This is a genomic window from Streptomyces sp. NPDC032745, assembly GCF_055579465.1.
The window spans coordinates 190,137-211,218 of the sequence record NZ_JBVING010000010.1 but is presented as its reverse complement, the minus strand read 5'-3'; the positions used below and the strand labels follow the sequence as shown (position 1 = coordinate 211,218).

Below are 21,082 nucleotides of genomic sequence, written 5' to 3'. Positions count from 1 at the left end.
GGGGCGCTCACAGTGGAGAATCTGATTGGGCTGCTGATCGCGGCGCCCCTGCTCGGAGCGGCGGTGCTGCTCTGCGGCGGCCGCCGCCTCGACAAGGCCGGCCACTGGCTCGGCACCCTGCTCGCCGCCGTCTCCTTCGGCGTCGGCGTGGCCCTGTTCGCCGACCTGCTCGGGCGCAGCGCCGACGACCGGACCCTGTACCAGAAGCTGTACACCTGGATCCCGGTCGAGAGCTTCCAGGCGGACGTCGCCTTCCAGCTCGACCAGCTGTCGATGACCTTCGTCCTGCTGATCACCGGGGTGGGCACGCTCATCCACGTGTACTCGATCGGGTACATGGAGCACGACGAGCGCCGCCGCCGCTTCTTCGGCTACCTCAACCTGTTCCTCGCGGCGATGCTGCTGCTGGTCCTCGCCGACAACTACCTGCTGCTGTACGTCGGGTGGGAGGGCGTCGGCCTCGCCTCGTACCTGCTCATCGGCTTCTGGCAGCACAAGCCCAGCGCGGCGACCGCCGCGAAGAAGGCCTTCCTGGTCAACCGGGTCGGCGACATGGGCCTGTCGATCGCGATCATGCTGCTGTTCACCACCTTCGGGACCTTCGCCTTCGGGCCGGTGTTCGCCTCCGTGGGCAACGCCACCGAGGGCAAGCTGACGGCGATCGCCCTGATGCTGCTGCTCGCCGCGTGCGGCAAGTCGGCCCAGGTCCCGCTGCAGTCCTGGCTCGGCGACGCGATGGAGGGCCCGACCCCGGTCTCGGCCCTGATCCACGCGGCGACGATGGTGACGGCGGGCGTGTACCTCATCACCCGATCCGGGGCGATCTTCAACGCCGCGCCGGACGCGCAGACCGCGGTCGTCGTGGTCGGCGGGGTCACGCTCCTCTTCGGTGCGATCGTCGGTTGCGCGAAGGACGACATCAAGAAGGCCCTCGCCGGCTCGACGATGTCGCAGATCGGATACATGATCCTGGCCGCGGGCCTCGGCCCCATCGGCTACGCCTTCGCGATCATGCACTTGGTGACGCACGGCTTCTTCAAGGCCGGCCTCTTCCTCGGCGCGGGTTCCGTGATGCACGGGATGAACGACGAGGTGGACATGCGGCGCTACGGCGGCCTGCGCAAGTTCATGCCGATCACCTTCGTCACCTTCGGCCTCGGCTACCTCGCCATCATCGGCTTCCCGGGCCTGTCGGGCTTCTGGTCCAAGGACAAGATCATCGAGGCGGCCTTCGCGAAGGGCGGCACCGAGGGCTGGATCCTCGGCGCGGTCACCCTGCTGGGCGCGGCCGTCACCGCGTTCTACATGACCCGGGTGATGCTGCTGACCTTCTTCGGCGAGAAGCGCTGGCAGCCGGACGCCGACGGCCACGAGCCGCACCCGCACGAGTCCCCGAAGTCCATGACCCTCCCGATGGTCGTCCTGGCCTTCGGATCGGTCTTCGCCGGCGCCCTCTTCAGCTTCAACGAGTCCTTCGTGAAGTGGCTGGAGCCCGTCACCTCCTTCGAGCACGGGAACCCGCCGATCGGAGCCGCCGCCATCACCGCCTCGACGGTCGTGGTCCTGCTCATCGGCGTGGGCCTCGCCTACGTCCAGTACGGCAGGAAGCCCGTCCCGGTCGTCGCCCCGCGCGGCAGCTGGGTCACCCGCGCGGCCCGCAAGGACCTGTACCAGGACGACTTCAACCACGTCGTGCTGGTGCGCGGCGGGGAGCACCTGACCCGCTCGCTCGTGTACGTCGACCACAGCCTGGTCGACGGGGTGGTCAACGGGACGGCCGCCTCGGTCGGCGGACTGTCGGGCCGGCTGCGCAAGCTGCAGAACGGCTACGCCCGCAGCTACGCGGTCTCGATGTTCGGGGGCACGGCGATCCTCATCGCCGCGACCCTGCTGATGAGGGCGGTGTGAGATGAGTTTCCCGCTTCTGACGGTGACGGCCGCGGTCCCCGCGGTCGGCGCCGTCCTGACGGCGGCCGTCCCGGCCGCCCGCAGGACCGCCGCCAAGTGGCTCGCGCTGCTGTTCTCGCTGGCGACGCTGGCCCTGGCCGTGCTCGTCGCGGTCCGCTTCGAGCCCGGTGGCGCCCGCTACCAGCTCACCGAATCACATGCCTGGATCCCCGACTTCGGCGTCCGCTACGAACTGGGCGTCGACGGCATCGGGGTGGTGCTGATCGCGCTCACCGCGCTGCTGATCCCCTTCGTCATCGCCGCCGGCTGGCACGACGCCGACCCGCTGGAGACCTCGTCCTCCCGCTGGCGGCCGACGCAGGGCTTCTTCGCCCTGATCCTGCTGGTCGAGGCGATGGTGGTCATCTCCTTCGAGGCCACCGACGTCTTCCTCTTCTACATCTTCTTCGAAGCCATGCTCATCCCGATGTACTTCCTCATCGGCGGCTTCGGGGACCGGGCGCACGCGGGCACCGACGAGAACGCGGCAGCGCAGCGCTCGTACGCGGCGGTCAAGTTCCTCCTCTACAACCTGGCCGGCGGCCTGATCATGCTGGCCGCGGTCATCGGGCTGTACGTGGTCGCCGGGAACTTCTCGCTCCAGGAGATCGCCGCCGCCCGCGCCGCGGGCACGCTCGACATGTCGACCAACACCGAGCGGCTGCTGTTCCTCGGGTTCTTCTTCGCCTTCGCGGTGAAGGCCCCGCTGTGGCCGCTGCACACCTGGCTGCCGAACGCGATGGGCGAGTCCACCGCCCCCGTCGCCGTACTGATCACCGCGGTCGTCGACAAGGTCGGCACCTTCGCGATGCTCCGCTTCTGCCTCGGGCTGTTCCCCGACGCCAGCAAGTGGGCCACGCCGGTGATCCTCGTCCTGGCCCTGATCAGCATCGTCTACGGCGCGCTGGTCGCGGTCGGGCAGCGGGACATCAAGCGGCTGGTCGCGTACGCCTCCATCTCGCACTTCGGGTTCATCATCATGGGCATCTTCGCCATGACCTCCCAGGGGCAGTCGGGCGCGACGCTGTACATGGTCAACCACGGGCTCTCGACGGCCGCGCTGATGCTGGTGGCCGGATTCCTGATCTCGCGGCGCGGCTCCCGGCTCATCGCCGACTACGGCGGTGTGCAGAAGGTGGCCCCGGTACTGGCCGGCACCTTCCTGATCGGCGGCCTCGCCACGCTGTCGCTGCCGGGCCTCGCGCCCTTCGTCAGTGAATTCCTGGTCCTGGTCGGCACGTTCGCCCGGTACCCCGTCATCGGCATCATCGCCACCATCGGCATCGTGCTGGCCGCGCTCTACACCCTGGTGCTCTACCAGCGCACGATGACCGGCCCCGTGAAGGAGGAGGTCCGCACCATGCCGGACCTGCGCCTGCGGGAGGTGCTGGTGGTCGCCCCGCTGATCGCGCTGCTGATCGCGCTGGGCGTGTACCCGAAGCCGCTCACCGAGATCGTCAACCCGGCGGTGGAGCACACCATGTCCGACGTACACCAGAAGGACCCGAAGCCAGAAGTGGCTGTCGAGGCCAAGAACGGGGAGGCGGCGAAGTGAGCACCATGGCTGCTGCCCAAGGGCTGCTGACGCTGGCGGCCGCGGGACCGGTCGACCGGATCCCGGCCCCGCACATCGAGTACGCGCAGCTCGCGCCCACGCTGATCGTGGTGGGCGCGGCGGTCATCGGAGTCCTCGTCGAGGCCTTCGTACCGCGCAAGTCCCGCTACTACGTCCAGGTGTTCCTCGCCGTCGCCGCGCTGGCCTCGGCCTTCGCGGCGGTCGTCGGCCTCGCCGCCGGCGGGTACGGGAGCGACAAGGCGCACATCGCGGCGATGGGCGCCGTGGCCGTGGACGGCCCGGCGCTGTTCCTGCAGGGCACCATCCTGCTGGCCTCGATCGTCGCGGTCTTCACCTTCGCCGAGCGGCGCCTGGACCCGGCCGCACACGGCAACCGGGTGGACTCGTTCGCCGCGCAGGCGGCGTCCGTACCGGGCAGCGACAGCGAGAAGGCCGCCGTCAAGGCGGGCTTCACCACCACCGAGGTCTTCCCGCTGGTCCTGTTCGCGATCTCCGGCATGCTGATCTTCCCGGCGGCCAACGACCTGCTGACGCTGTTCGTGGCCCTGGAGGTCTTCTCCCTCCCGCTGTACCTGCTCTGCGCCGTCGCCCGCCGCCAGCGGCTGATGTCGCAGGAGGCGGCGGTCAAGTACTTCCTGCTCGGGGCCTTCTCCTCGGCCTTCCTCCTCTTCGGCATCGCGCTGGTCTACGGGTACGCGGGCTCGGTCTCGTACGCGGCCATCGCCGACGTGGTCGACGGCACCGTCACGAAGATCGACCCGGCGCTCGCCGACACCATGGGCAACGACGCGCTGCTGCTGATCGGCGGGGCGCTGATCGTGACGGGCCTGCTCTTCAAGGTCGGCGCGGTCCCGTTCCACATGTGGACGCCGGACGTCTACCAGGGCGCCCCGACCCCGGTCACGGGCTTCATGGCGGCGGCGACGAAGGTGGCCGCCTTCGGCGCGCTGCTGCGCCTGCTGTACGTGGTCCTCCCGGGCCTGCGGTGGGACTGGCGGCCGGTCATGTGGGGCGTGGCCATCGTGACGATGCTGGCCGGCGCGGTGATCGCGGTGACCCAGACCGACGTCAAGCGCCTGCTGGCCTACTCCTCGATCGCACACGCGGGCTTCATCCTGGCCGGTGTGATCGCGACCTCGGCGGAGGGCGTCCAGTCCGTCCTCTTCTACCTGCTCGCGTACTCCTTCGTGACGATCGGCGCCTTCGCGGTGGTCACGCTGGTGCGCGATGCGGGCGGCGAGGCGACGCACCTGTCCAAGTGGGCGGGCCTGGGCCGCCGTTCCCCGATGACGGCGGCGGTCTTCGCGGTGTTCCTGCTGGCCTTCGCCGGCATCCCGCTGACGTCCGGCTTCGCCGGCAAGTTCGCCGTGTTCAAGGCGGCGGCGGAGGGCGGCGCGGGCGTGCTGGTCGTGGTCGGTGTCATCTCGTCCGCGATCGCCGCGTTCTTCTACATCCGGGTGATCGTCCTGATGTTCTTCAGCGAGCCGAAGCCGGACGGCCCGACGGTGGCCGTCCCGTCGCCGCTGACGATGACGACGATCGCGGTGGGCGTGGCGGTGACCCTGGTCCTGGGCCTGGCGCCGCAGTACTTCCTGGACCTGGCGGGGCAGGCGAGCACGTTCGTGCGGTAGCCGTACGGCGTACGTGTCGGGGCCCGGCTCCCATCGGGGAGCCGGGCCCTTTGCCGTGTGCCGGCTACTCCGGCCCCCGCCGTTTCGGCCAGATCTCGGTGAGGTCCAGGTCGATGAGGAAGGGGACAGAGACCTTCAGCCGGTCATGGAAGATCCCGGTGCTCGTGTAGGAGCCGGTGGCTGGTTCGCGCTCGAAGACGTAGACCACTGCCCGGCCATCCTGGTTCTCGACCCGCCAGAAGTGGGGGATCTTGGCGCGGGCGTACTTCACGGGTTTGGTCTCACGGTCGCGGCTGACCGATTCCGGGGACACCACTTCGATCGCGAGCCGGACGGACTCGGCCGGAAGCCGGGTCTGGTTGGGATCCTCGTCGTCTTCCGCGGGTACCACGATGACATCCGGCTCAGGACGGTTCCGACGGTCGATGTCGATGGTGAACTCCCGAAGCACATCCAGCTCGTCCGGTGCCAAGGCGCTCAGCTGCCGTTCGAAGAAACTCACCGCACGCACGTGGAAACGGGTCTGCGGACTCACGAAAATCAGGCTCCCGTCGATCAGCTCCGTGTGAGGAGGCAGATTCGGAAGCGTGTCCAGGTCGTCCGCGGTCCAGCCGCCCTCAGGTGGCTCCGGCCAGCTGTATTCCGGGTTCATCAGTGCTCCCATGAACTGGAGTCTCGCGAGTCGGTCCAGCGTATCGCCGGGGATCGTGCAGGACCGTCCCCACGTGTGAACGGTGTCGCGGTGTTGACGGAGTCAGTGGCGACTGGCATATGCGCGGACATCCGCGTCGGGGTCGGAGGCGGCGCCAGCCAGGGCCGTGCGGGCCTCCGGGACGGTGCGGTGGGCGCGGAGGGAGAGGACCGCGGCCTTGCGGACGTCCGCGTTGTCGTCCTTCAGGGCCGAGGCCAGGGGGGCGACGGCGGTGGCGGGGTCGGCCGCCGCGAGGGCGGTGGCGGCGCCGGTGCGGACCTGCCACGCCGGGTCGGTGAGGGCTGCGGCGGCTGTGGCGGCGTACGGGGCCGGGCAGCCCGTGGCGGCCAGCGCCGCCAGGGCCGCGGCGCGGACCAGCGGGTCCGGGTCCGCGAGGAGGGGGGCCAGCGGGGCGGGGGCCGGGGCGTGGACCGCCGCGAGCCCCTTGGCCACCGCGACCCGGACCTCCCGGGCCGGGTCCGCCGCGGCGCGCGCCAAGGCCTCGACGGCATCCACCGAGACCAGCGCCCGTACGGCGTGGATACGGACCTCCGGGTCGGGATCCGCCAGGGACTCGGCGTACAGGGCGGCCCCGCCGAGCCGCAGCGCGCGCAGGGCCTCCAGGGCCGCGGCGCGCACCACCGGGTCCGGTACGGCGAGTGCCGCGCGCAGCGCGGCCCCGAGCTCCGGGTCCCCGGGCAGCACCTCCAGCAGCTCCCGCAGCGAGCCTGCGGCGGCCGCCCGTACCGCAGGGGCCGGGTCGGCCAGGGCGGCGGCCAGCGCCGGGCCGGCGCCGGCCGGGACGGTCTCGGTGACGACGCCGACGGCAGCGGTGCGCACGCCCGGGTCGGGGTCGCTCAGGTAGGGCCGCAGCCCGTCGAGGGCGGGCGCCTCCTCGGCGAGCGCGAGCAGGGCCAGCAGCCGCGGGGAGGCGGCGGCCGGGCCGGTACCGGGCGCGGTCCCCGCACCGGCGGCGGCCGCGGCACCGGAGGGGCTGGCCTCGGCGGGCGCCCCGGGCTGCGGGTCCGCCCCGGGTCGGGCGCCGGAGCCGGGGGCCGCGCCGGCCGCGAGCCCCGCTCCGGCCGAAGGCTCGGCCACGCCCGCTCCGGCCGCTGCGCCCGCTCCGGCTGAAGGCTCGGCTCCGGCCGCTGCGCCCGCTCCGGCTGCTCCGCCCGCTCCGGCCGAAGGCTCGGCTGCGCCCGCTCCGGCCGCTGCGCCCGCTCCGCCTGCTGCGCCTGCTGCGTCCGCTCCGGCTGAAGGCTCGGCTGCGCCCGCTCCGGCCGCTGCGCCCGCTCCGGCCGAAGGCTCGGCTGTGCCCGCAGCGCCCGCTCCGGCGGAAGGCTCGGCTGTGCCCGCTGCGGCGGAGGGCTCGGCTCCGGCCGGCCGGGGCGCGGCCCCGTGCGGGCCCGCCGTCGCCACGCCGACCAGTTCGACCTCGCCCAGGTGGCGGGAGGGGCCGCCCATCGGGAGGAATTCGGGGACGGGGACCACGTACGGCTCCACCGGCCGGGCCGTGAACTCCATCGCCCCCGAAGCCGACTTGCGCAGGTCCAGGTGGTGCAGCCAGCCCGCGTCGTCGCGCCCCGGATGGTCGAGCCGCTCGTGGTACAGGCCCCAGCGGGACTCCGTCCGCGCCAGCGACGCCCGGGCCGCCATCTCGGCGCAGTCCCGGATGAAGGACACCTCCGCGCACCGCATCAGCTCGTGCGGGGTCTGCGCCCCCATCTCCTCGATCTCGCCGCTCATCCGGGTGAAGGCCTCCACGGCGAGGGAGAGCTTCGCGCCCGTCTTCGGCGGGGCCACGTAGTCGTTGACGAAGCGCCGCAGCTTGTACTCCACCTGTGGCTGCGGCGGCCCGTCCGGCCGGCGCAGCGGACGGTAGACCAGCTCGTGCGCCGCCGCCACCTGGTCCGCCGGGAGCGGCCCCTCGTACGCCGTGTACTGCGCCGCGTCACCGCCCGCCAGGTCGCCGAAGACGAACGCCCCGATCATGTAGTTGTGCGGTACGGAGGCCAGGTCCCCGGCCGCGTACAGCCGCGGAACGGTGGTGCGTGCGTGGTCGTCGACGCGCACGCCCGACGCCGAGTGGCCCCCGCACAGTCCGATCTCCGAGATGTGCATCTCGATGTCGTGCGTGCGGTAGTCGTGGCCGCGGCCCGCGTGGAAGGTGCCGCGGGTCGGCCGCTCCGTGGTGTGCAGGATCGATTCGAGGGAGGAGACGGTCTCCTCCGGGAGGTGGCTGAGCTTCAGGTACACCGGCCCCCGGTCGGAGGCGAGTTCGGCCGCGAACTCGGACATCATCTGCCCCGACCAGTAGTCGGAGTCGACGAACCGCTCCCCGTGCCGGTTGACCTGGTAGCCGCCGAACGGGTTGGCGACGTACGCGCACGCCGGCCCGTTGTAGTCCTTGATCAGCGGGTTGATCTGGAAGCACTCGATCCCGGTGAGGGCCGCGCCCGCGTGGTAGGCCATGGCGTAGCCGTCGCCCGCGTTGGTCGGGTTCTCGTACGTCCCGTAGAGGTATCCGGAGGCGGGGAGTCCGAGCCGGCCGCAAGGGCCGGTCGCGAGGATGACAGCGCCCGCGCGGACCGTCACGAAGGCGCCGGTACGGGTGTTGAAAGCGGCCGCGCCGATGGCCCGGCCGTCCTCGGGCGAGGTGAGGACCCGGACCGGCATCACCCGGTTCTCGATCCGGATCCGCTCGCGCATCTCGCGGCGGCGCAGCTGCCGGTAGAGGACCTTCTTGACGTCCTTGCCCTCGGGCATGGGCAGTACGTACGAGCCGGAGCGGTGGACGCGGCGGACCGCGTACTCGCCGTGCTCGTCCTTCTCGAACTTCACGCCGTACGACTCCAGGCGCTGCACCATCGCGAAGCCGCGGGTGGCGGTCTGGTGGACGGTGGACTGGTCGACGACGCCGTCGTTGGCGCGGGTGATCTCGGCGACGTAGTCGTCGGGCTCGGCGCGGCCGGGGACGACCGCGTTGTTGACCCCGTCCATGCCCATGGCGAGGGCGCCGGAGTGGCGTACGTGCGCCTTCTCCAGCAGCAGGACCCGCGCGCCGCGGCCGGCGGCGGTCAGGGCCGCCATGGTGCCGGCGGTGCCGCCGCCGATGACGAGGACGTCGCAGGAGAGTTCCTCGGCGTCGGCGATCGCGGGGATGTCCATGGTGGGGGCTGCCCTTCGGGGGTCGGGGGGTCAGGGGCCGAGGCCCGGGGGCCGGCGGTCAGAGGGAGGAGAGGATCCGGCGGCGGAGGGCCGAATGATCGGCGGTCCGGTCGCGCGGAAGCGGTACGTCGACCACGGTGTCGGCGTGGAGCAGCGCGATGCGGTCGCCCACGAAGAGGGCCTCGTCCACGTCGTGGGTGACGAAGACGACCGTCGCCCCGGTGCCGGCGAGGACGTCGACCAGGAGGTCCTGCATCCCGGCGCGGGTCTGGGCGTCGAGCGCTCCGAAGGGCTCGTCCATGAGGACGGCACGGGGGCGCGCGGCGAGGGCGCGGGCCAGCTGGACGCGCTGGCGCTGGCCGCCGGAGAGCTGGTGCGGGAGCTTGTGCGCGTGCTCCGCGAGGCCGACGCGGGCCAGCCAGTCCTCGGCGGTCCGCCGCCGCTCGGAGCGGGGCACGCGCCGGATGGCGAGGGGCAGTTCGACGTTGCCCCGTACGGTGCGCCAGGGCAGCAGGGCGTCGTCCTGGAAGATGAGCGCCCGGTCGGCGGCGGGCCGGTCGACCGGGGTTCCGTCCTGCGTGACGGTGCCGGCGAGCGGAGGCAGCAGCCCGGCCAGGGTGCGCAGCAGCGTGGACTTGCCGCATCCGGAGGGCCCTACGACGGCCAGCACCTCCCCGGCCCGGATGTCGAGGTCGAGCCCGTCGAGGACGGCCTGGCCGCCGCTCCGGCCGAGCCGCACCCGGTCCAGCCGGAGGGCGGAGCCGGGCGACGCTGCGGCCGCGGTGGCGGGGACGCGGCTGGTGGGTGGGGCCGCATGTGCGGACATCGGGGGACCTCCTGTGAGTAGTCGAATGCCGGTCGGCGGCGCGGGTCCCGCTGCGCGGGGCCTTCTCCCCGCCCCGCCCCTTTCTCCTCCCCCGGCTACCGCTGGGAGGTGCCACCGGGGCACAGCCCCGGACCCCGCACGGGTACGGCGCCGTTGCGGGGGCCGGCCCGCGCGCCCCCGCGCCTCAAACGCCGGCGGGGCCGAAATGGCGCTGCGCGCCAACCGGCCGCCGGGCACGTCCAGCGGCGGGTGGCCCTGCGGAGGGGCGCTCGACGCGGGTCGGGAGCCAGTGCGTGAGGCGGCGGCCCAGGCGTTCCACCGCCGTCGAGGTCAACCAGCCCAGTGCGCCGATCGTGGCCATGCCGACGAAGACCCCCGGGTAGTCCACCACCGTGTAGTCCTGCCACGTGCGGTAGCCCACCCCGTACTCGCCCGAGATCATCTCCGCCGAGATCACGCAGATCCACCCGACCCCGATCCCGACCGACAGGCCCCCGAAGATCCCGGGGAGCGCCCCGGGCAGGACCACCGACAGCAGGATCCGCCCCCGGCCCCCGCCCATCGTCAGGACCGCCTCCTCCCAGACCGGGGACAACGCCGCCACCGCGTGGCGCGTCGACACCAGGACCGGGAAGAACGCCGCCGTGCACGTGATGAACACGATCCCCTGCTCGTTCGAGGGGAAGAGGAGGATCGCGACCGGGACGAGCGCGATCGCCGGGATCGGGCGCAGCACCTCCAGCACCGGGCCCAGCACGTCCGCCGCCACCCGCGAGCGGGCGATCGCCGTGCCCACCGCCACGCCCAGCACCGCCGCCAGCGCGAAGCCCGACACGATCCGGCTCAGGCTGGAGACGAGGTCCTGCCAGTACGGACCGGTCGACGCCCGCTCGGCGAGCTTCGCCGCGACCTCCCCCACCGTCGGGAACTGCCCGAACCGGAGCCAGAGTTCCACGTCCAGCGAAGTCAGCAGCTGCCACACCACCAGGGCCGCCCCCAGCGAAGCCACGCGCAGCAGCCGGCGCCCCGGGGTCATGAGGCGATGCCTCCGGCTTCGGCGAAGCTCACGATCCGCGCCCCGGATCCCCTGTGCTGGCCGACGTACGACGTGGCGCCCGCCGGCGTGACGAACGCCCGCAGTTCGGAGCCTTCCGCCACCCACACCGCCTTGTCGGCGAACCAGAGGGTCCCGGTCACCGCGTCCGGCACGTACGCCGCCCGGACGTCCGCGCCCTTCAGGGCCTTCAGGAGGGCCGCCGGGGTGTCGAAGGTCCGGGTGGCGGGCTCGTTCTTCAGCCACAGCTCGGGGCGGGCGGGGGCCGCCGCCGGGTAGTCCGCGTCCGGCACGGCGCGCTTCAGCGGTGCCGGGTCCACGAACGCGTCCACGTCCACGTCGCCGACCAGCTTCGCGTCCTTGAGGACCGGCACGTCCTCCTTGAGCGCCGCCAGCAGCTCCGGCCGCAGCGCCGGGTCGAAGGTCGCGATCCCGTTCGCGCCGTTGTACAGGTACACGACCTCCGCCGGTAGCCCGGTCTCCTTCGCCACCGACTCGGCCGCCGCGACCGGCTGCGTCCGCAGGTACTCGGTCGCCTTGCGCTGCGCCCGCAGGAAGTCGTCCAGGACGCCGGCCCGTTCGGCCGCGAACTTCTGCCGCACCGTGACCCCGTGGAAGGTCGGCAGGTTCAGCTCGGCACCGTCGTAGAGCGCCTTGGCCTTCCCCTCGTACGCGAGCTGCCCCGGCCAGGCCACGAACTGCGACAGGGCGTCCGCGCTGCCCGCCTGGAGGGCCGAAGCGCCCACGCTGGGCTGCTGGTTGAGCTTCTGGATGCCGCTCGACGGATCGATCCCGGCGCGCTGCAGGGCCCGTACGAGGGTCCCGTCCGCGGCGGAGCCGACCGAGGTCGACACCTTCTTGCCGCGCAGGTCGGCCAGCGACCCGAACTTCGCGTTCGGCGCGGTGACGACCGTGTTGAGGCCGCCGCGCAGGTTGTAGCCGGTCACGGACACGAGGCGGGTCGGCTGCTTCAGCTCCTTGCCGCGGGCCGCGTTGATCAGGAGCGGGAAGTCGCCCATCGAGCCGATGTCGATCTTCCCGGCGGTCATCTGGGCGGTGATGGGCGCGCCCGTGGCGTAGTCCTGCCAGTCGACCTCGTACGTGACGCCGTCCCTCTTGCCGCGCGCCGTGAGCTCCTGCTCGAAGTAGCCGAGGGAGCGCAGCAGGGTGCCGGCGGTGACGGTGTTGATGGTCTTGGACTGGTAGCCGACGGTCACGGTCACGGTCTTGGGGCCGTCCGCCCCGGAGGCGTCCCCGCCGCACGCGGTGGCCAGCGGAGCGAGGAGCAGGAGGGCGAGGGCGGTGGGTGCGAGAGCTCTCGTACGGAACATCGGATGGGGGCCTTTCACCGGAGTTGCCAGGGTCGCCGGAGTCACCGGAGTCACCGGAGCAGGTACGGCATGTTGACGGTCACCGCGCCCGTGGGGCAGCGGGCGGCGCACGGGCCGCAGTACCAGCACTCGTCGACGTGCATGTACGCCTTGCCGCTGTCCTGGTGGATCGCGAGGGAGTCGAGCGGGCACATGTCGACGCAGAGGGTGCAGCCGTCGATGCACAGGGACTCGTCGATGGTCACGGGCACGTCGCCGCGCTGGGGGACCAGGGGCATGGCTGTCTCCAGGAAGGAAGGTGGGGGAAGGCGGGGCTCAGGGAAGGCGGGGCTCAGGGAGGCGGGGCTCAGAGGGAGCGGCGGAGCAGGCCGCTCATGGTGATCCGGTCGCCGCGGAAGCGGATGAACTCCAGGTCCACGGGCCGGCCGTCACCCAGATGGGTGAGGCGCTCCAGCATCAGCACCGCGGCCCCGCGCGGGGCCTGCAGGACGGCGGCGGAGTGCGCGTCGGCGTTGACGGCCTCGAGGGTGATCTCGGCGTGGCCGAGGGGCTGTCCCGTCAGGGACTCCAGCAGCCGGAAGACGTCGGTGTTCTCCAGGTCGCAGCCGAGCAGTCCGGCGCCGATCTCCAGGGGGACGTACGTGAGGTCGAGGGAGAGCGGGAGCCCGTTCAGGCGCCGCAGCCGCTCGATGTAGAGCACGTCGGCGTGCTCGGGAAGCCGCAGCCGGCCGGCGACCGGGGCGGGGGCGCGCACCGGGCCGACGGTGCGGACCTCGTTCGTCACCCGGCCGTGCTCGTGCAGGGTCTCGGCCAGGCCCTGGAGGCGGTCGAGGCCGTGGGGGTACTTCTCGCAGACGACGACGGTCCCGACCCCGGGCCGGCGTTCGACGAGCCGCTCGCCGCGCAGCAGGTCGAGGGCCTGGCGGACGGTGTTGCGGCCGGCTCCGTAGTCGGCGGCCAGGACGTCCTCCAGGGGGAGGACCCCGCCGGGGTAGCCGCCGGCCAGGATCTGGTGGCGCAGCAGGTCGGCGAGCTGCCGCGCCCGGTCCGCGCGCAGTCGCCGCCGGCGCGCGGCGGCGACCGGGACGGTGTGCTCACGGGTGCGTTCGGCTGGCATGGCACGGAACATACCGACGGCCCCCGGCCGGTGGTGTTGCCGCAGTGTTGCGCCACTGCGAGGCCTCAGGCGCAGGGCTGTGACCTGCCATGACGCCGGGGTGGCGGAAAGATCCGCCACCCCGGTGGGGCCGTTCGTCCCGAGGGGCGGACTAGCGGGATCCCACAATGCGGCCGGTGACCTCGCCGAGGCCCACACGGGTGCCCTCGGGGCCCGGGGCCCATGCGGTCATGGTGACGGTGTCGCCGTCCTCGAGGAAGGTGCGCTTGCCGTCGGCGAGCTCGATGGCGTCGCGCCCGTTCCACGTCAGCTCCAGCAGCGAGCCGCGCTGTCCGACCTCGGGGCCGCTGACCGTGCCCGAGCCGAAGACGTCTCCGGTGCGCAGGGAGGCGCCGTTGACGGTCATGTGCGCGAGCTGCTGGGCGGCGGTCCAGTACATCGTCGCGAACGGCGGCTGCGCGACCTCCTGTCCGTTGATGGACACGGTGATGTGCAGGTCGAAGCCGCCGGGCCGGTCGGCGTCGGCGTCGTCGAGGTAGGGCAGGAGGGGGAACTCGCGGGCCGGCGGGGCGACCCGGGCCGCCTCCAGGGCCTCCAGCGGGGTCACCCAGGCGGAGACGGAGGTGGCGAAGGACTTGCCGAGGAAGGGGCCCAGCGGCACGTACTCCCAGGCCTGGATGTCGCGCGCCGACCAGTCGTTGAGCAGGAACAGCCCGAAGACGTGGTCCTCGAAGGCGCCCAGCGGCACCGGGCTGCCCAGCTCGGACGGAGTGCCGACGACGAAGCCGACCTCGGCCTCGATGTCGAGTTTGACGGACGGGCCGAAGACGGGCGCCGGGTCGGCCGGGGCCTTGCGCTGCCCGGAGGGGCGGACGACATCGGTGCCGGAGACGACGATCGTGCCGGAGCGGCCGTGGTAACCGATCGGCAGGTGCTTCCAGTTGGGGGTGAGCGCGTCCCCGTCCGGGCGGAACATCCTGCCGACGTTGGTGGCGTGGTGCTCGCTCGCGTAGAAGTCGACGTAGTCGGCGACCTCGTACGGCAGGTGCAGGGTGACGGCGTCCAGCGGGACGAGGTGCGGCTCGACCGTCACGCGGTGGCCGGGGTCGGTCACCCAGGCGGTCAGCGCGCGGCGCACATCGCGCCAGGCGGTGCGGCCGGCGGCCAGCAGCGGGTTGAGCGAGGACTGCCCGAGCAGCGCGGCGTACGGGGAACCGAGCGCGACCGCGGCCGCCCCCGCGTCGAGCACGTGTCCGCCGATGCGCACGCCGATGCGACGGCGGCCGGGCTCCGCGGAGGTGGAGAAGACGCCGTACGGGAGGTTGTGCGGCCCGAACGGGTCGCCCTCGGGCACATCGAGGGGGCTCTGCTGGGGCATGGGGTACTGCCTCGCTTTCGACGCGGTCCGGGGGTGTCCCGGTGGGCTGGTTGATACGTTACGTGGCCAGTGGGGCCTGCGGGAGGCCGGATTCGGGCTCTATTTGTAGGACTTGTCCACAGGGGTCCGTATCCTTGCGCCGTGACTTCCGCCCCGCTTTCGGCCCTCCCCTATGCCTTGATCGCCACTGACCTGGACGGGACCCTGCTGCGCGCCGGAGACACCGTCTCCGCGCGGTCGTACGCGGCGCTCGCGACGGCGCGCGCCGCCGGCGCCCAACACATCATCGTCACCGGGCGGCCCGTCCCGCAGGTCCGCCACGTCCTGGACGACCTCGGCTACACAGGGCTCGCGGTGTGCGGGCAGGGCGCGCAGGTGTACGACACGGCGCGCGCGCGCCTGTTGCACTCCATTCCGTTGGACCGGGACCTGGCGGAGGTGGCGCTCGGGAAGATCGAGGCGGAGATCGGCGAGGTGTACGCGGCGGTCAACCAGGAGGCGGTGGACGCCGAAATGCTGATAGGGCCGGGCTACCGGATGTGGCACCCGCACCTCCCGACGGTCCGGGTGCACAGGCGCGGAGACCTGTGGGCCGCGCCGATCAACAAGGTGCTGCTCCAGCACCCGGAGCTGGACGACGACGAGCTGACGCGGGTCGCCCGTTCGGTGGTCGGGGACCTGGTGAACGTGACGATGGCGGGGGAGCACACGGTGGAGCTCCAGCCGCCGGGCGTCAGCAAGGGGAGCGGGCTGGCCCTGGCGGCGGAGGTGCTGGGAGTCGGCCCGTCGTCGACCATCGCCTTCGGCGACATGCCGAACGACATCCCGATGTTCGCGTGGGCGGCGCACGGCGTGGCGATGGCCAACGCCCACCGCGAACTGATGGCCGTGGCCGACGAACTGACCCTCTCGAACGAACAGGACGGCATCGCGGTGGTCCTGGAACGCCTCTTCGCCGGCGAATCCGGCCCCATCAGGCCGATTCCGGCGCAGCCGGGCCGATCCAGCCCCGCCGGCGTTTGAGGCGCGGGGGCCCGGGGGCGGAGCACCGGATCCTTCCCGGGTCTGGGGCGGAGCCCCCGGGGGCACCTCCCGGCGGCAGCCGGGGGAGGAATGGTGGAAAGGCGGATAGCGGATAGGGGACGGGCCCCGCAGGGCCGTCAGCCCGCCGCCCGCGGCAGCCGACGCTCCCACGTCCGGTGGAAGACGATCTCCTCCCCCTCCCGGCACACCAGCTCGTTCGAGGTCAGGAAGCCGCCCTCGTCGCACGAGACCTCCGACCGGGTCTCCACCCCTACGTCCCAGCCCAGTTCCGGCCGGTGCAACCGGATCCGCCAGTCCGAGCGGGTCCGGGCCGACAACGGGTCCGCCGAGTCGATCTCGTACACCTCCAGCGCGTCCTCCCCGTACTCCAGCCCGTCCGGATACACCCGCGTGCCCCCGTACCGCGGGTCCACCTCCAGCCGCCACCGCCCGCGCGCGACGTCCCGGACGACCAGCCGCTGCGGCCGCGGCTCGTCCAGCGTGGCCGGGACGACCACCCCCAGCGGCTCCGCCTGCTCCGGCGGCTCGAAGCCGACCTCCGGCTCCGGCCCCGCGGACCGGACCGGCAGGACCAGCGCACTCCCGGCCGGGTCCAGCGTCCACCCCGCCTCCGACCCGGCCCGCGGCCAGATCCACGGCCAGTACGCCGAGGACAGCGCGAGCCGGATCCGGTGGCCCGCCGCGAAGCGGTGCCCGATGCCGTTCAGCTCGAACACCACGTCCTCGTACGCGCCCACCGGCCACGGCACCGCCTTGTCCCGGCCCAGCCGGGCCGAGAGGTTCAGCGCGCCCCGGGTGACCAGCGTCGAGGAGCCGTCGGGCGCCACGTCGCACAGCCGGGCCACCACCTGCCCGTACGGGACGTCCATCCGCAGCCGGGCCGTCACCTGGGCCCGGCCCAGGATCTCCGCCGGCTCGCGCCCCACCGGGAACTCGAAGCAGGCCGACTTCGCGTCCTCCTCGCGCTGGTCCGGCGGCAGGTCCGCGTCGTTGCCGGACGGGAAGAACCGCCCCGCGTCCAGCCCCGTGTGCTGCGGGGACGCCACGGCCACCGGCGCGCCCTGGAGCGCGTACGTGACGGGGGTGACGGCGGGGGAGGGCCACTCGGCGTCCCCGACCCAGCGGCCCGGCAGCACCTCGTACGTGGTCGCCGGCGGATGGGACTCCGAGATCCAGGAGCGCAGCAGGGGCTCGTCCATCACCCCGTTGTCAGCGCCCTTCAGCCAGTGGTCCCACCACCGCAGGGTCTCCTGGAGGAACCCGATCGCCGGCCCGGGCGGCAGCCCCCGGTCCGGGTACTGGTGCGACCACGGGCCGATCAGCCCCCGTACCCGGTCGGCGGGCAGATGGGAGACCAGCCGCAGCACCGCGTCCCGGTACGGGTCGTGCCAGCCGCCCACCGCGAGGACGGCCGCGCCGATCGCCGGGTAGTCCTCGCAGACGCTGCCGTGGCGCCAGTAGTCGTCCCGCGTCTGGTGGGCCAGCCAGGTGTGGATCAGGGGTTCGACGGATTCCAGCCGCGCCAGCCACTGCTCGCGCCAGCCGTCGCCGGCGAACAGCGGGTCCGGCGGCCGCGCCGCGAAGGCCAGCATGGTCGCCGCCCACGCGTGCATGTCCACGGCCAGCACCGAGCCGCCCATGTAGTGGACGTCGTTGTCGTACCGGTCGTCCGTCGAGCAGACGGTGACGACCGCCTTGAGAGCCTCCGGCGCCAGCGCCGCGATCTGGAGGGAGTTGAACCCGCCCCACGAGATCCCGAACATCCCGACCGACCCCGTGCACCAAGGCTGCGCCGCCAGCCACTCCACCACCGCGACCCCGTCGGCCAGTTCCCGCGCGTCGTACTCGTCGCCCGGGTTCCCGCCGCTGCAGCCGTGGCCGCGTACGTCCACCCGTACGGAGGCGTAGCCGTGGCCGGCGTACCAGGGGTGGCGCTGCCGGTCCCGCGGGGCGGTCCAGTCCGTCAGCCGGTACGGCAGGTACTCCAGCAGGGCCGGAACCGGCTCGTCCGTCACCGGGCGCCAGATCCGGGCGTACAGCTCCACCCCGTCGGCCATCGGGATACGGACGTCCTCGTGCGTGGCCTCGTACGGGAACTCGGTACGGATGATCATGCGGGAACCACCTCGTTCGCCTCAGTGGACGGGGTGCATCGTGCGCCGAAGCGGCCCGTGGTCAGCCGGCCGGCGGCGGCCAGAAGGGTGGCGGGCGCGCCCGCGGCGAGGAGTCCGGCGACGATGCGGCGCACGGCGCGGCGCATCGCGTCGGGAGCGAGGGCGTACTCGGCCGAGTGCTTTCGTCCGGCCAGATGGCGGCGGCCGAGTACGTACTGGACCAGGCCCGCGGTCATGCCGACGGCGGCGGCGGAGAAGCCCCGGTGCCGGCCCTGGTGCTCGCCGGGCCGGCCGGTGATCAGGGGGCCGGCCCAGAGCACGGCCCGGTACGAACCGGGGATCCGGTCGGCGAGCCATCCGCCCGCGACGGAGAGGAGGTAGACCATGGTCCCGTAGGCAGCCGAGACGGAGGCCGCGGTGCCCGGGTCCATCCCCGGGCCGCCGTTCGCCACCGTGTCCGCGAAGTAGAGGACGAGGATGGCCTGCATGCCGAGGAACGAGAAGCGCGCCTCCGGGTGGACCGGTTCCGCCGGTTCCCCTATTTCGGTTGCAGTTCTGGACAAAACGCATTCTCCGGTTGTTTCGGCTCCTGACGAACATACCGGTGCGCATAGGGCGCTGCGCGGGTGGCGACATGGCGGGCGCTCTCGGTGATCGAAAACAGACCGGATACGCTGGCTTGAGTGATGGCAGCGACACATCGACAATCCAGGTGATCGTCAGCGTGATCGTCAGCAGACAGGAGTACCCCTCGTGACCGTCGTCGGGCCGTTCGGACTGAGCGTGCGGGACCAGGCTCTTGAGACCGATGTCCAGGCGGGACTGGCCGCCGTCGAGGCGGGTCTGCTGGAGGCCACCAAGAGCGAAGTCCCCTTCATCACCGAGGCCGCACAGCATCTGGTCCGGGCCGGAGGCAAGCGGTTCCGGCCGCTGCTGGTGATGCTCGCCTCGCGCTTCGGCGATCCCTACGCGCCCGGCATCGTGCCCTCCGCGGTGGTCGTCGAACTCACCCATCTGGCGACGCTCTACCACGACGACGTCATGGACGAGGCGGACGTGCGCCGCGGTGTGGCCAGCGCCAACGCCCGCTGGGGCAACTCGGTGGCCGTCCTGACGGGTGACTTCCTGTTCGCCCGCGCCTCGCACATACTGGCCGACCTCGGGCCGGAGGCCGTACGCATCCAGGCCGAGGCCTTCGAGCGGCTGGTGACGGGCCAGATCCTGGAGACGGCCGGCCCGCGCGACGGCCGCGACCCGGTCGCCCACTACCTCGACGTCATCGCCGGCAAGACCGGCTCGCTGATCGCGGTCTCCGGCCGGTTCGGCGCGCTGATGTCCGGCGCCGACGAGTCGGTCGTCGACATCCTGACCCAGTACGGCGAGCGCCTCGGTACCGCCTTCCAGCTCGCCGACGACGTTCTGGACATCGCCTCCGACTCGCACGAGTCCGGCAAGACCCCGGGGACGGACCTGCGCGAGGGCATCCCGACCCTGCCCGTGCTGCGGCTGCGCGAGATGGCGGCCCAGGGCGGCGACCCCGGCGACCTGGAGCTCGTAGGCCTCCTGGACGGCGATCTGGCCGACGACGCGCTGCACGCCGAGGTCCTCGCCCGGCTGCGGGTGCACCCCGCGCTGGAGCAGGCCCGCCGCGACACCATCCGGTACGCGCAGGACGCGCGGGCCACGCTCGCCCCGCTGCAGGAGTGCTTCGCGAAGTCGGCGCTCGAGGAGCTGTGCGACGCGGTGGTGCACCGCGCCGGCTAGGAGCTGTTCGGCAGAGGTGAGGGCCCGGCATCCCCTACGGGTGGGGGATGCCGGGCCCTCGCCGTGTCATCCCTGGGGCGTACGCGGAGTTGGCCCCGGGGAGTGACGCCCCGACCCCCACCCCTTTGGTCAGATGGAGACACACCAGAACGGGTGACAAAGAGGTAGGGCAGACATGGCAACGAACGCAAAGACCCGCAAGGCCGCCCGGTACGCCGTACCGGTCGCGGTGGCGGGTGTGGCCGCCGCGACCGTGGCGATGGTCCCGGCCTTCGCGAACTCCGGCAGCCCGGACCTGCCGAAGGTGACGGCACAGCAGCTCATCGAGAAGGTCGCCGCCTCGGACGTGCAGCAGCTGTCCGGCAGCGCGAAGATCAGCACCGACCTGGGCCTGCCGACCCTGGCGAGCGGCCTGCTCGGCGGCGGGGGCGTCACGGGCGGCTCGGCCAACCCCGAGGACAAGATCGCGCAGCTGGCGAGCGGCACGCACACCGTGCGCGTCGCGGCAGACGGCCCGGACCGCCAGAAGCTCACGTTCGTGGACGGCAAGGACGAGTACAGCCTCATCCACAACGGCGCCGACGTCTGGGGGTACGACAGCAAGGCCAACGAGGTCTGGCACGAGAAGGACACCGAGGGCGCGGCGCACGGCAAGGACCAGCAGGGCAAGGACCACAAGAAGACGGCCGACCGGATGGGCGGCGCCTCGCCCCAGCAGCTGGCCCAGGACATCCTGACGGCCGCCGGCCCGACCACGGACGTCAGCGTGGGCGACACCGCGCAGGTGGCCGGCCGGGACGCGTACCAGCTGGTGCTGAAGCCCAAGCACGGCGGGTCCACGGTCGGCTCGGTCAAGATCGCGGTGGATGCCAAGAACGGCGTGCCGCTGCGGGTGCAGCTGCTGGCGGCCGAGGGCGGCAAGCCGATCGTCGACGCCGGGTTCACCAAGGTGGACTTCGCCAAGCCGTCCGCCGACACCTTCGCGTTCACCGCCCCCAAGGGCGCCAAGGTGACCGAGGGCGCGGCCGGGGCGGGCAAGGACGGCGCCGGCCACGGCAAGGAGTTCAAGGGCCTGGAGTCCTTCCCCGGCCTCGACGCCCTGACCGGCGGCGCGGGCCTCGCGGGCGGCAAGGGCGGCGAGACGAAGGTGCTCGGCGAGGGCTGGTCGACCATCGCCCGGATCGACACCGGCGCCGGCAAGGGCCTCCAGGACCTCGAGAAGTCGGCGAACGACAAGAACGCGCCCAAGGAGGCCAAGCAGTTCCTCGACTCCCTCGGGGGCAAGGTCACCGGCAAGTTCGGCGAGGGCCGGGTCTTCAAGACCCGCCTGGTCAACGCCCTGATCACCGACGACGGCAAGGTCTACGTCGGCGCGGTCACCAAGGACGCGCTGGTGAAGGCGGCCGACGCCAACAAGTAGCCGCAGCAGGGCGGGTGCACG

At 72.5% G+C, this 21,082-nt stretch carries 15 protein-coding genes and 1 pseudogene; 6 read left to right on the top strand and 10 right to left on the bottom strand.

Translation table 11 applies throughout. The annotated features are described in order from the left end of the window. The first annotated feature begins 12 nt into the window (after positions 1–12). From nuoL to nuoN, 3 genes are read left to right on the top strand one after another with little or no spacing between them, the layout of a single operon-like run. A complete protein-coding gene (gene nuoL / locus ACZ5WG_RS25780) occupies positions 13–1,908 on the top strand; it encodes an NADH-quinone oxidoreductase subunit L (RefSeq protein ID WP_468726209.1) in 1,896 nt (631 codons plus the stop codon). Position 1,909: 1 nt separating this feature from the next. After that, the gene (locus ACZ5WG_RS25775; protein ID WP_468726207.1) at positions 1,910–3,502 is read left to right on the top strand and encodes an NADH-quinone oxidoreductase subunit M; all 1,593 of its coding nucleotides are present in this window, start codon (positions 1,910–1,912) and stop codon (positions 3,500–3,502) included. Positions 3,503–3,507: 5 nt separating this feature from the next. Further along, positions 3,508–5,154, top strand: coding sequence for an NADH-quinone oxidoreductase subunit NuoN (gene nuoN / locus ACZ5WG_RS25770; RefSeq protein ID WP_468726205.1), 1,647 nt, complete (start codon positions 3,508–3,510; stop codon positions 5,152–5,154). A 64-nt stretch (positions 5,155–5,218) separates the two neighbouring features. On the opposite strand, the gene ACZ5WG_RS25765 is transcribed toward nuoN, so the two are convergent. From ACZ5WG_RS25765 to fahA, 8 genes are all read right to left on the bottom strand, one after another. Further along, positions 5,219–5,818 carry a Uma2 family endonuclease gene (locus tag ACZ5WG_RS25765; protein WP_468726203.1) on the bottom strand — a complete coding sequence of 200 codons (600 nt, stop codon included), beginning with the start codon at positions 5,816–5,818 and terminating at the stop codon, positions 5,219–5,221. 90 nt (positions 5,819–5,908) lie between these two features. Next, on the bottom strand, positions 5,909–9,013 hold the full coding sequence (locus tag ACZ5WG_RS25760; RefSeq protein WP_468726201.1) for a fumarate reductase/succinate dehydrogenase flavoprotein subunit: 3,105 nt from the start codon (positions 9,011–9,013) through the stop codon (positions 5,909–5,911). A gap of 58 nt (positions 9,014–9,071) precedes the next feature. Continuing rightward, on the bottom strand, positions 9,072–9,839 hold the full coding sequence (locus tag ACZ5WG_RS25755) for an ABC transporter ATP-binding protein (protein WP_468726200.1): 768 nt from the start codon (positions 9,837–9,839) through the stop codon (positions 9,072–9,074). Positions 9,840–10,023: 184 nt separating this feature from the next. Beyond that, on the bottom strand, positions 10,024–10,875 hold the full coding sequence (locus ACZ5WG_RS25750) for an ABC transporter permease (protein WP_468726199.1): 852 nt from the start codon (positions 10,873–10,875) through the stop codon (positions 10,024–10,026). After that, positions 10,872–12,224, bottom strand: a complete 1,353-nt coding sequence (locus ACZ5WG_RS25745) for an ABC transporter substrate-binding protein (protein WP_468726198.1) — start codon at positions 12,222–12,224, stop codon at positions 10,872–10,874. Before ACZ5WG_RS25745 ends, ACZ5WG_RS25750 begins: the two co-directional genes overlap by 4 nt. 50 nt (positions 12,225–12,274) lie before the next feature. Next, positions 12,275–12,502: a 4Fe-4S dicluster domain-containing protein gene (locus ACZ5WG_RS25740; RefSeq protein ID WP_030298062.1), complete on the bottom strand. Its 228-nt coding sequence runs from the start codon at positions 12,500–12,502 to the stop codon at positions 12,275–12,277. Positions 12,503–12,570: 68 nt separating this feature from the next. Further along, positions 12,571–13,341, bottom strand: a complete 771-nt coding sequence (locus ACZ5WG_RS25735) for a GntR family transcriptional regulator (RefSeq protein ID WP_468726196.1) — start codon at positions 13,339–13,341, stop codon at positions 12,571–12,573. A gap of 151 nt (positions 13,342–13,492) precedes the next feature. Continuing rightward, complete coding sequence (gene fahA / locus ACZ5WG_RS25730; RefSeq protein ID WP_468726194.1) at positions 13,493–14,719, bottom strand: fumarylacetoacetase; 1,227 nt, start codon at positions 14,717–14,719, stop codon at positions 13,493–13,495. A gap of 141 nt (positions 14,720–14,860) precedes the next feature. Between fahA and ACZ5WG_RS25725 the strand changes: the two genes are divergently transcribed. Beyond that, on the top strand, positions 14,861–15,742 hold the full coding sequence (locus tag ACZ5WG_RS25725) for a Cof-type HAD-IIB family hydrolase (protein WP_468726193.1): 882 nt from the start codon (positions 14,861–14,863) through the stop codon (positions 15,740–15,742). Positions 15,743–15,879: 137 nt separating this feature from the next. Here the strand turns inward: ACZ5WG_RS25725 and ACZ5WG_RS25720 are convergent, their stop codons facing one another. After that, positions 15,880–17,877, bottom strand: coding sequence for a CocE/NonD family hydrolase (locus ACZ5WG_RS25720; RefSeq protein WP_468726191.1), 1,998 nt, complete (start codon positions 17,875–17,877; stop codon positions 15,880–15,882). Positions 17,878–17,924: 47 nt separating this feature from the next. Then, a pseudogene (locus tag ACZ5WG_RS25715) lies at positions 17,925–18,383 on the bottom strand (peptide MFS transporter); the annotation flags it as partial. Between the two features lie 247 nt (positions 18,384–18,630). Here ACZ5WG_RS25715 and ACZ5WG_RS25710 point away from each other — a divergent pair. Both ACZ5WG_RS25710 and ACZ5WG_RS25705 read left to right on the top strand, forming a co-directional pair. Then, positions 18,631–19,641 (top strand): polyprenyl synthetase family protein, encoded by a 1,011-nt coding sequence (locus ACZ5WG_RS25710; RefSeq protein WP_468726190.1) that lies wholly within the window; start codon positions 18,631–18,633, stop codon positions 19,639–19,641. A gap of 175 nt (positions 19,642–19,816) precedes the next feature. Then, complete coding sequence (locus tag ACZ5WG_RS25705) at positions 19,817–21,061, top strand: LolA family protein (RefSeq protein WP_468726188.1); 1,245 nt, start codon at positions 19,817–19,819, stop codon at positions 21,059–21,061. The last annotated feature ends 21 nt before the right edge of the window (positions 21,062–21,082 follow it).

What these genes read in the sequence shown, in the direction of transcription:
- ACZ5WG_RS25775 (WP_468726207.1), top strand. Translation starts at nt 1,910, where the DNA reads ATGAGTTTCCCGCTTCTGACGGTGACGGCCGCGGTCCCCGCGGTCGGC.
- nuoN (WP_468726205.1), top strand. Translation starts at nt 3,508, where the DNA reads ATGGCTGCTGCCCAAGGGCTGCTGACGCTGGCGGCCGCGGGACCGGTC.
- ACZ5WG_RS25765 (WP_468726203.1), bottom strand. Translation starts at nt 5,818, where the DNA reads ATGGGAGCACTGATGAACCCGGAATACAGCTGGCCGGAGCCACCTGAG.
- ACZ5WG_RS25760 (WP_468726201.1), bottom strand. Translation starts at nt 9,013, where the DNA reads ATGGACATCCCCGCGATCGCCGACGCCGAGGAACTCTCCTGCGACGTC.
- ACZ5WG_RS25755 (WP_468726200.1), bottom strand. Translation starts at nt 9,839, where the DNA reads ATGTCCGCACATGCGGCCCCACCCACCAGCCGCGTCCCCGCCACCGCG.
- ACZ5WG_RS25750 (WP_468726199.1), bottom strand. Translation starts at nt 10,875, where the DNA reads ATGACCCCGGGGCGCCGGCTGCTGCGCGTGGCTTCGCTGGGGGCGGCC.
- ACZ5WG_RS25745 (WP_468726198.1), bottom strand. Translation starts at nt 12,224, where the DNA reads ATGTTCCGTACGAGAGCTCTCGCACCCACCGCCCTCGCCCTCCTGCTC.
- ACZ5WG_RS25740 (WP_030298062.1), bottom strand. Translation starts at nt 12,502, where the DNA reads ATGCCCCTGGTCCCCCAGCGCGGCGACGTGCCCGTGACCATCGACGAG.
- ACZ5WG_RS25735 (WP_468726196.1), bottom strand. Translation starts at nt 13,341, where the DNA reads ATGCCAGCCGAACGCACCCGTGAGCACACCGTCCCGGTCGCCGCCGCG.
- fahA (WP_468726194.1), bottom strand. Translation starts at nt 14,719, where the DNA reads ATGCCCCAGCAGAGCCCCCTCGATGTGCCCGAGGGCGACCCGTTCGGG.
- ACZ5WG_RS25720 (WP_468726191.1), bottom strand. Translation starts at nt 17,877, where the DNA reads ATGATCATCCGTACCGAGTTCCCGTACGAGGCCACGCACGAGGACGTC.
- ACZ5WG_RS25705 (WP_468726188.1), top strand. Translation starts at nt 19,817, where the DNA reads ATGGCAACGAACGCAAAGACCCGCAAGGCCGCCCGGTACGCCGTACCG.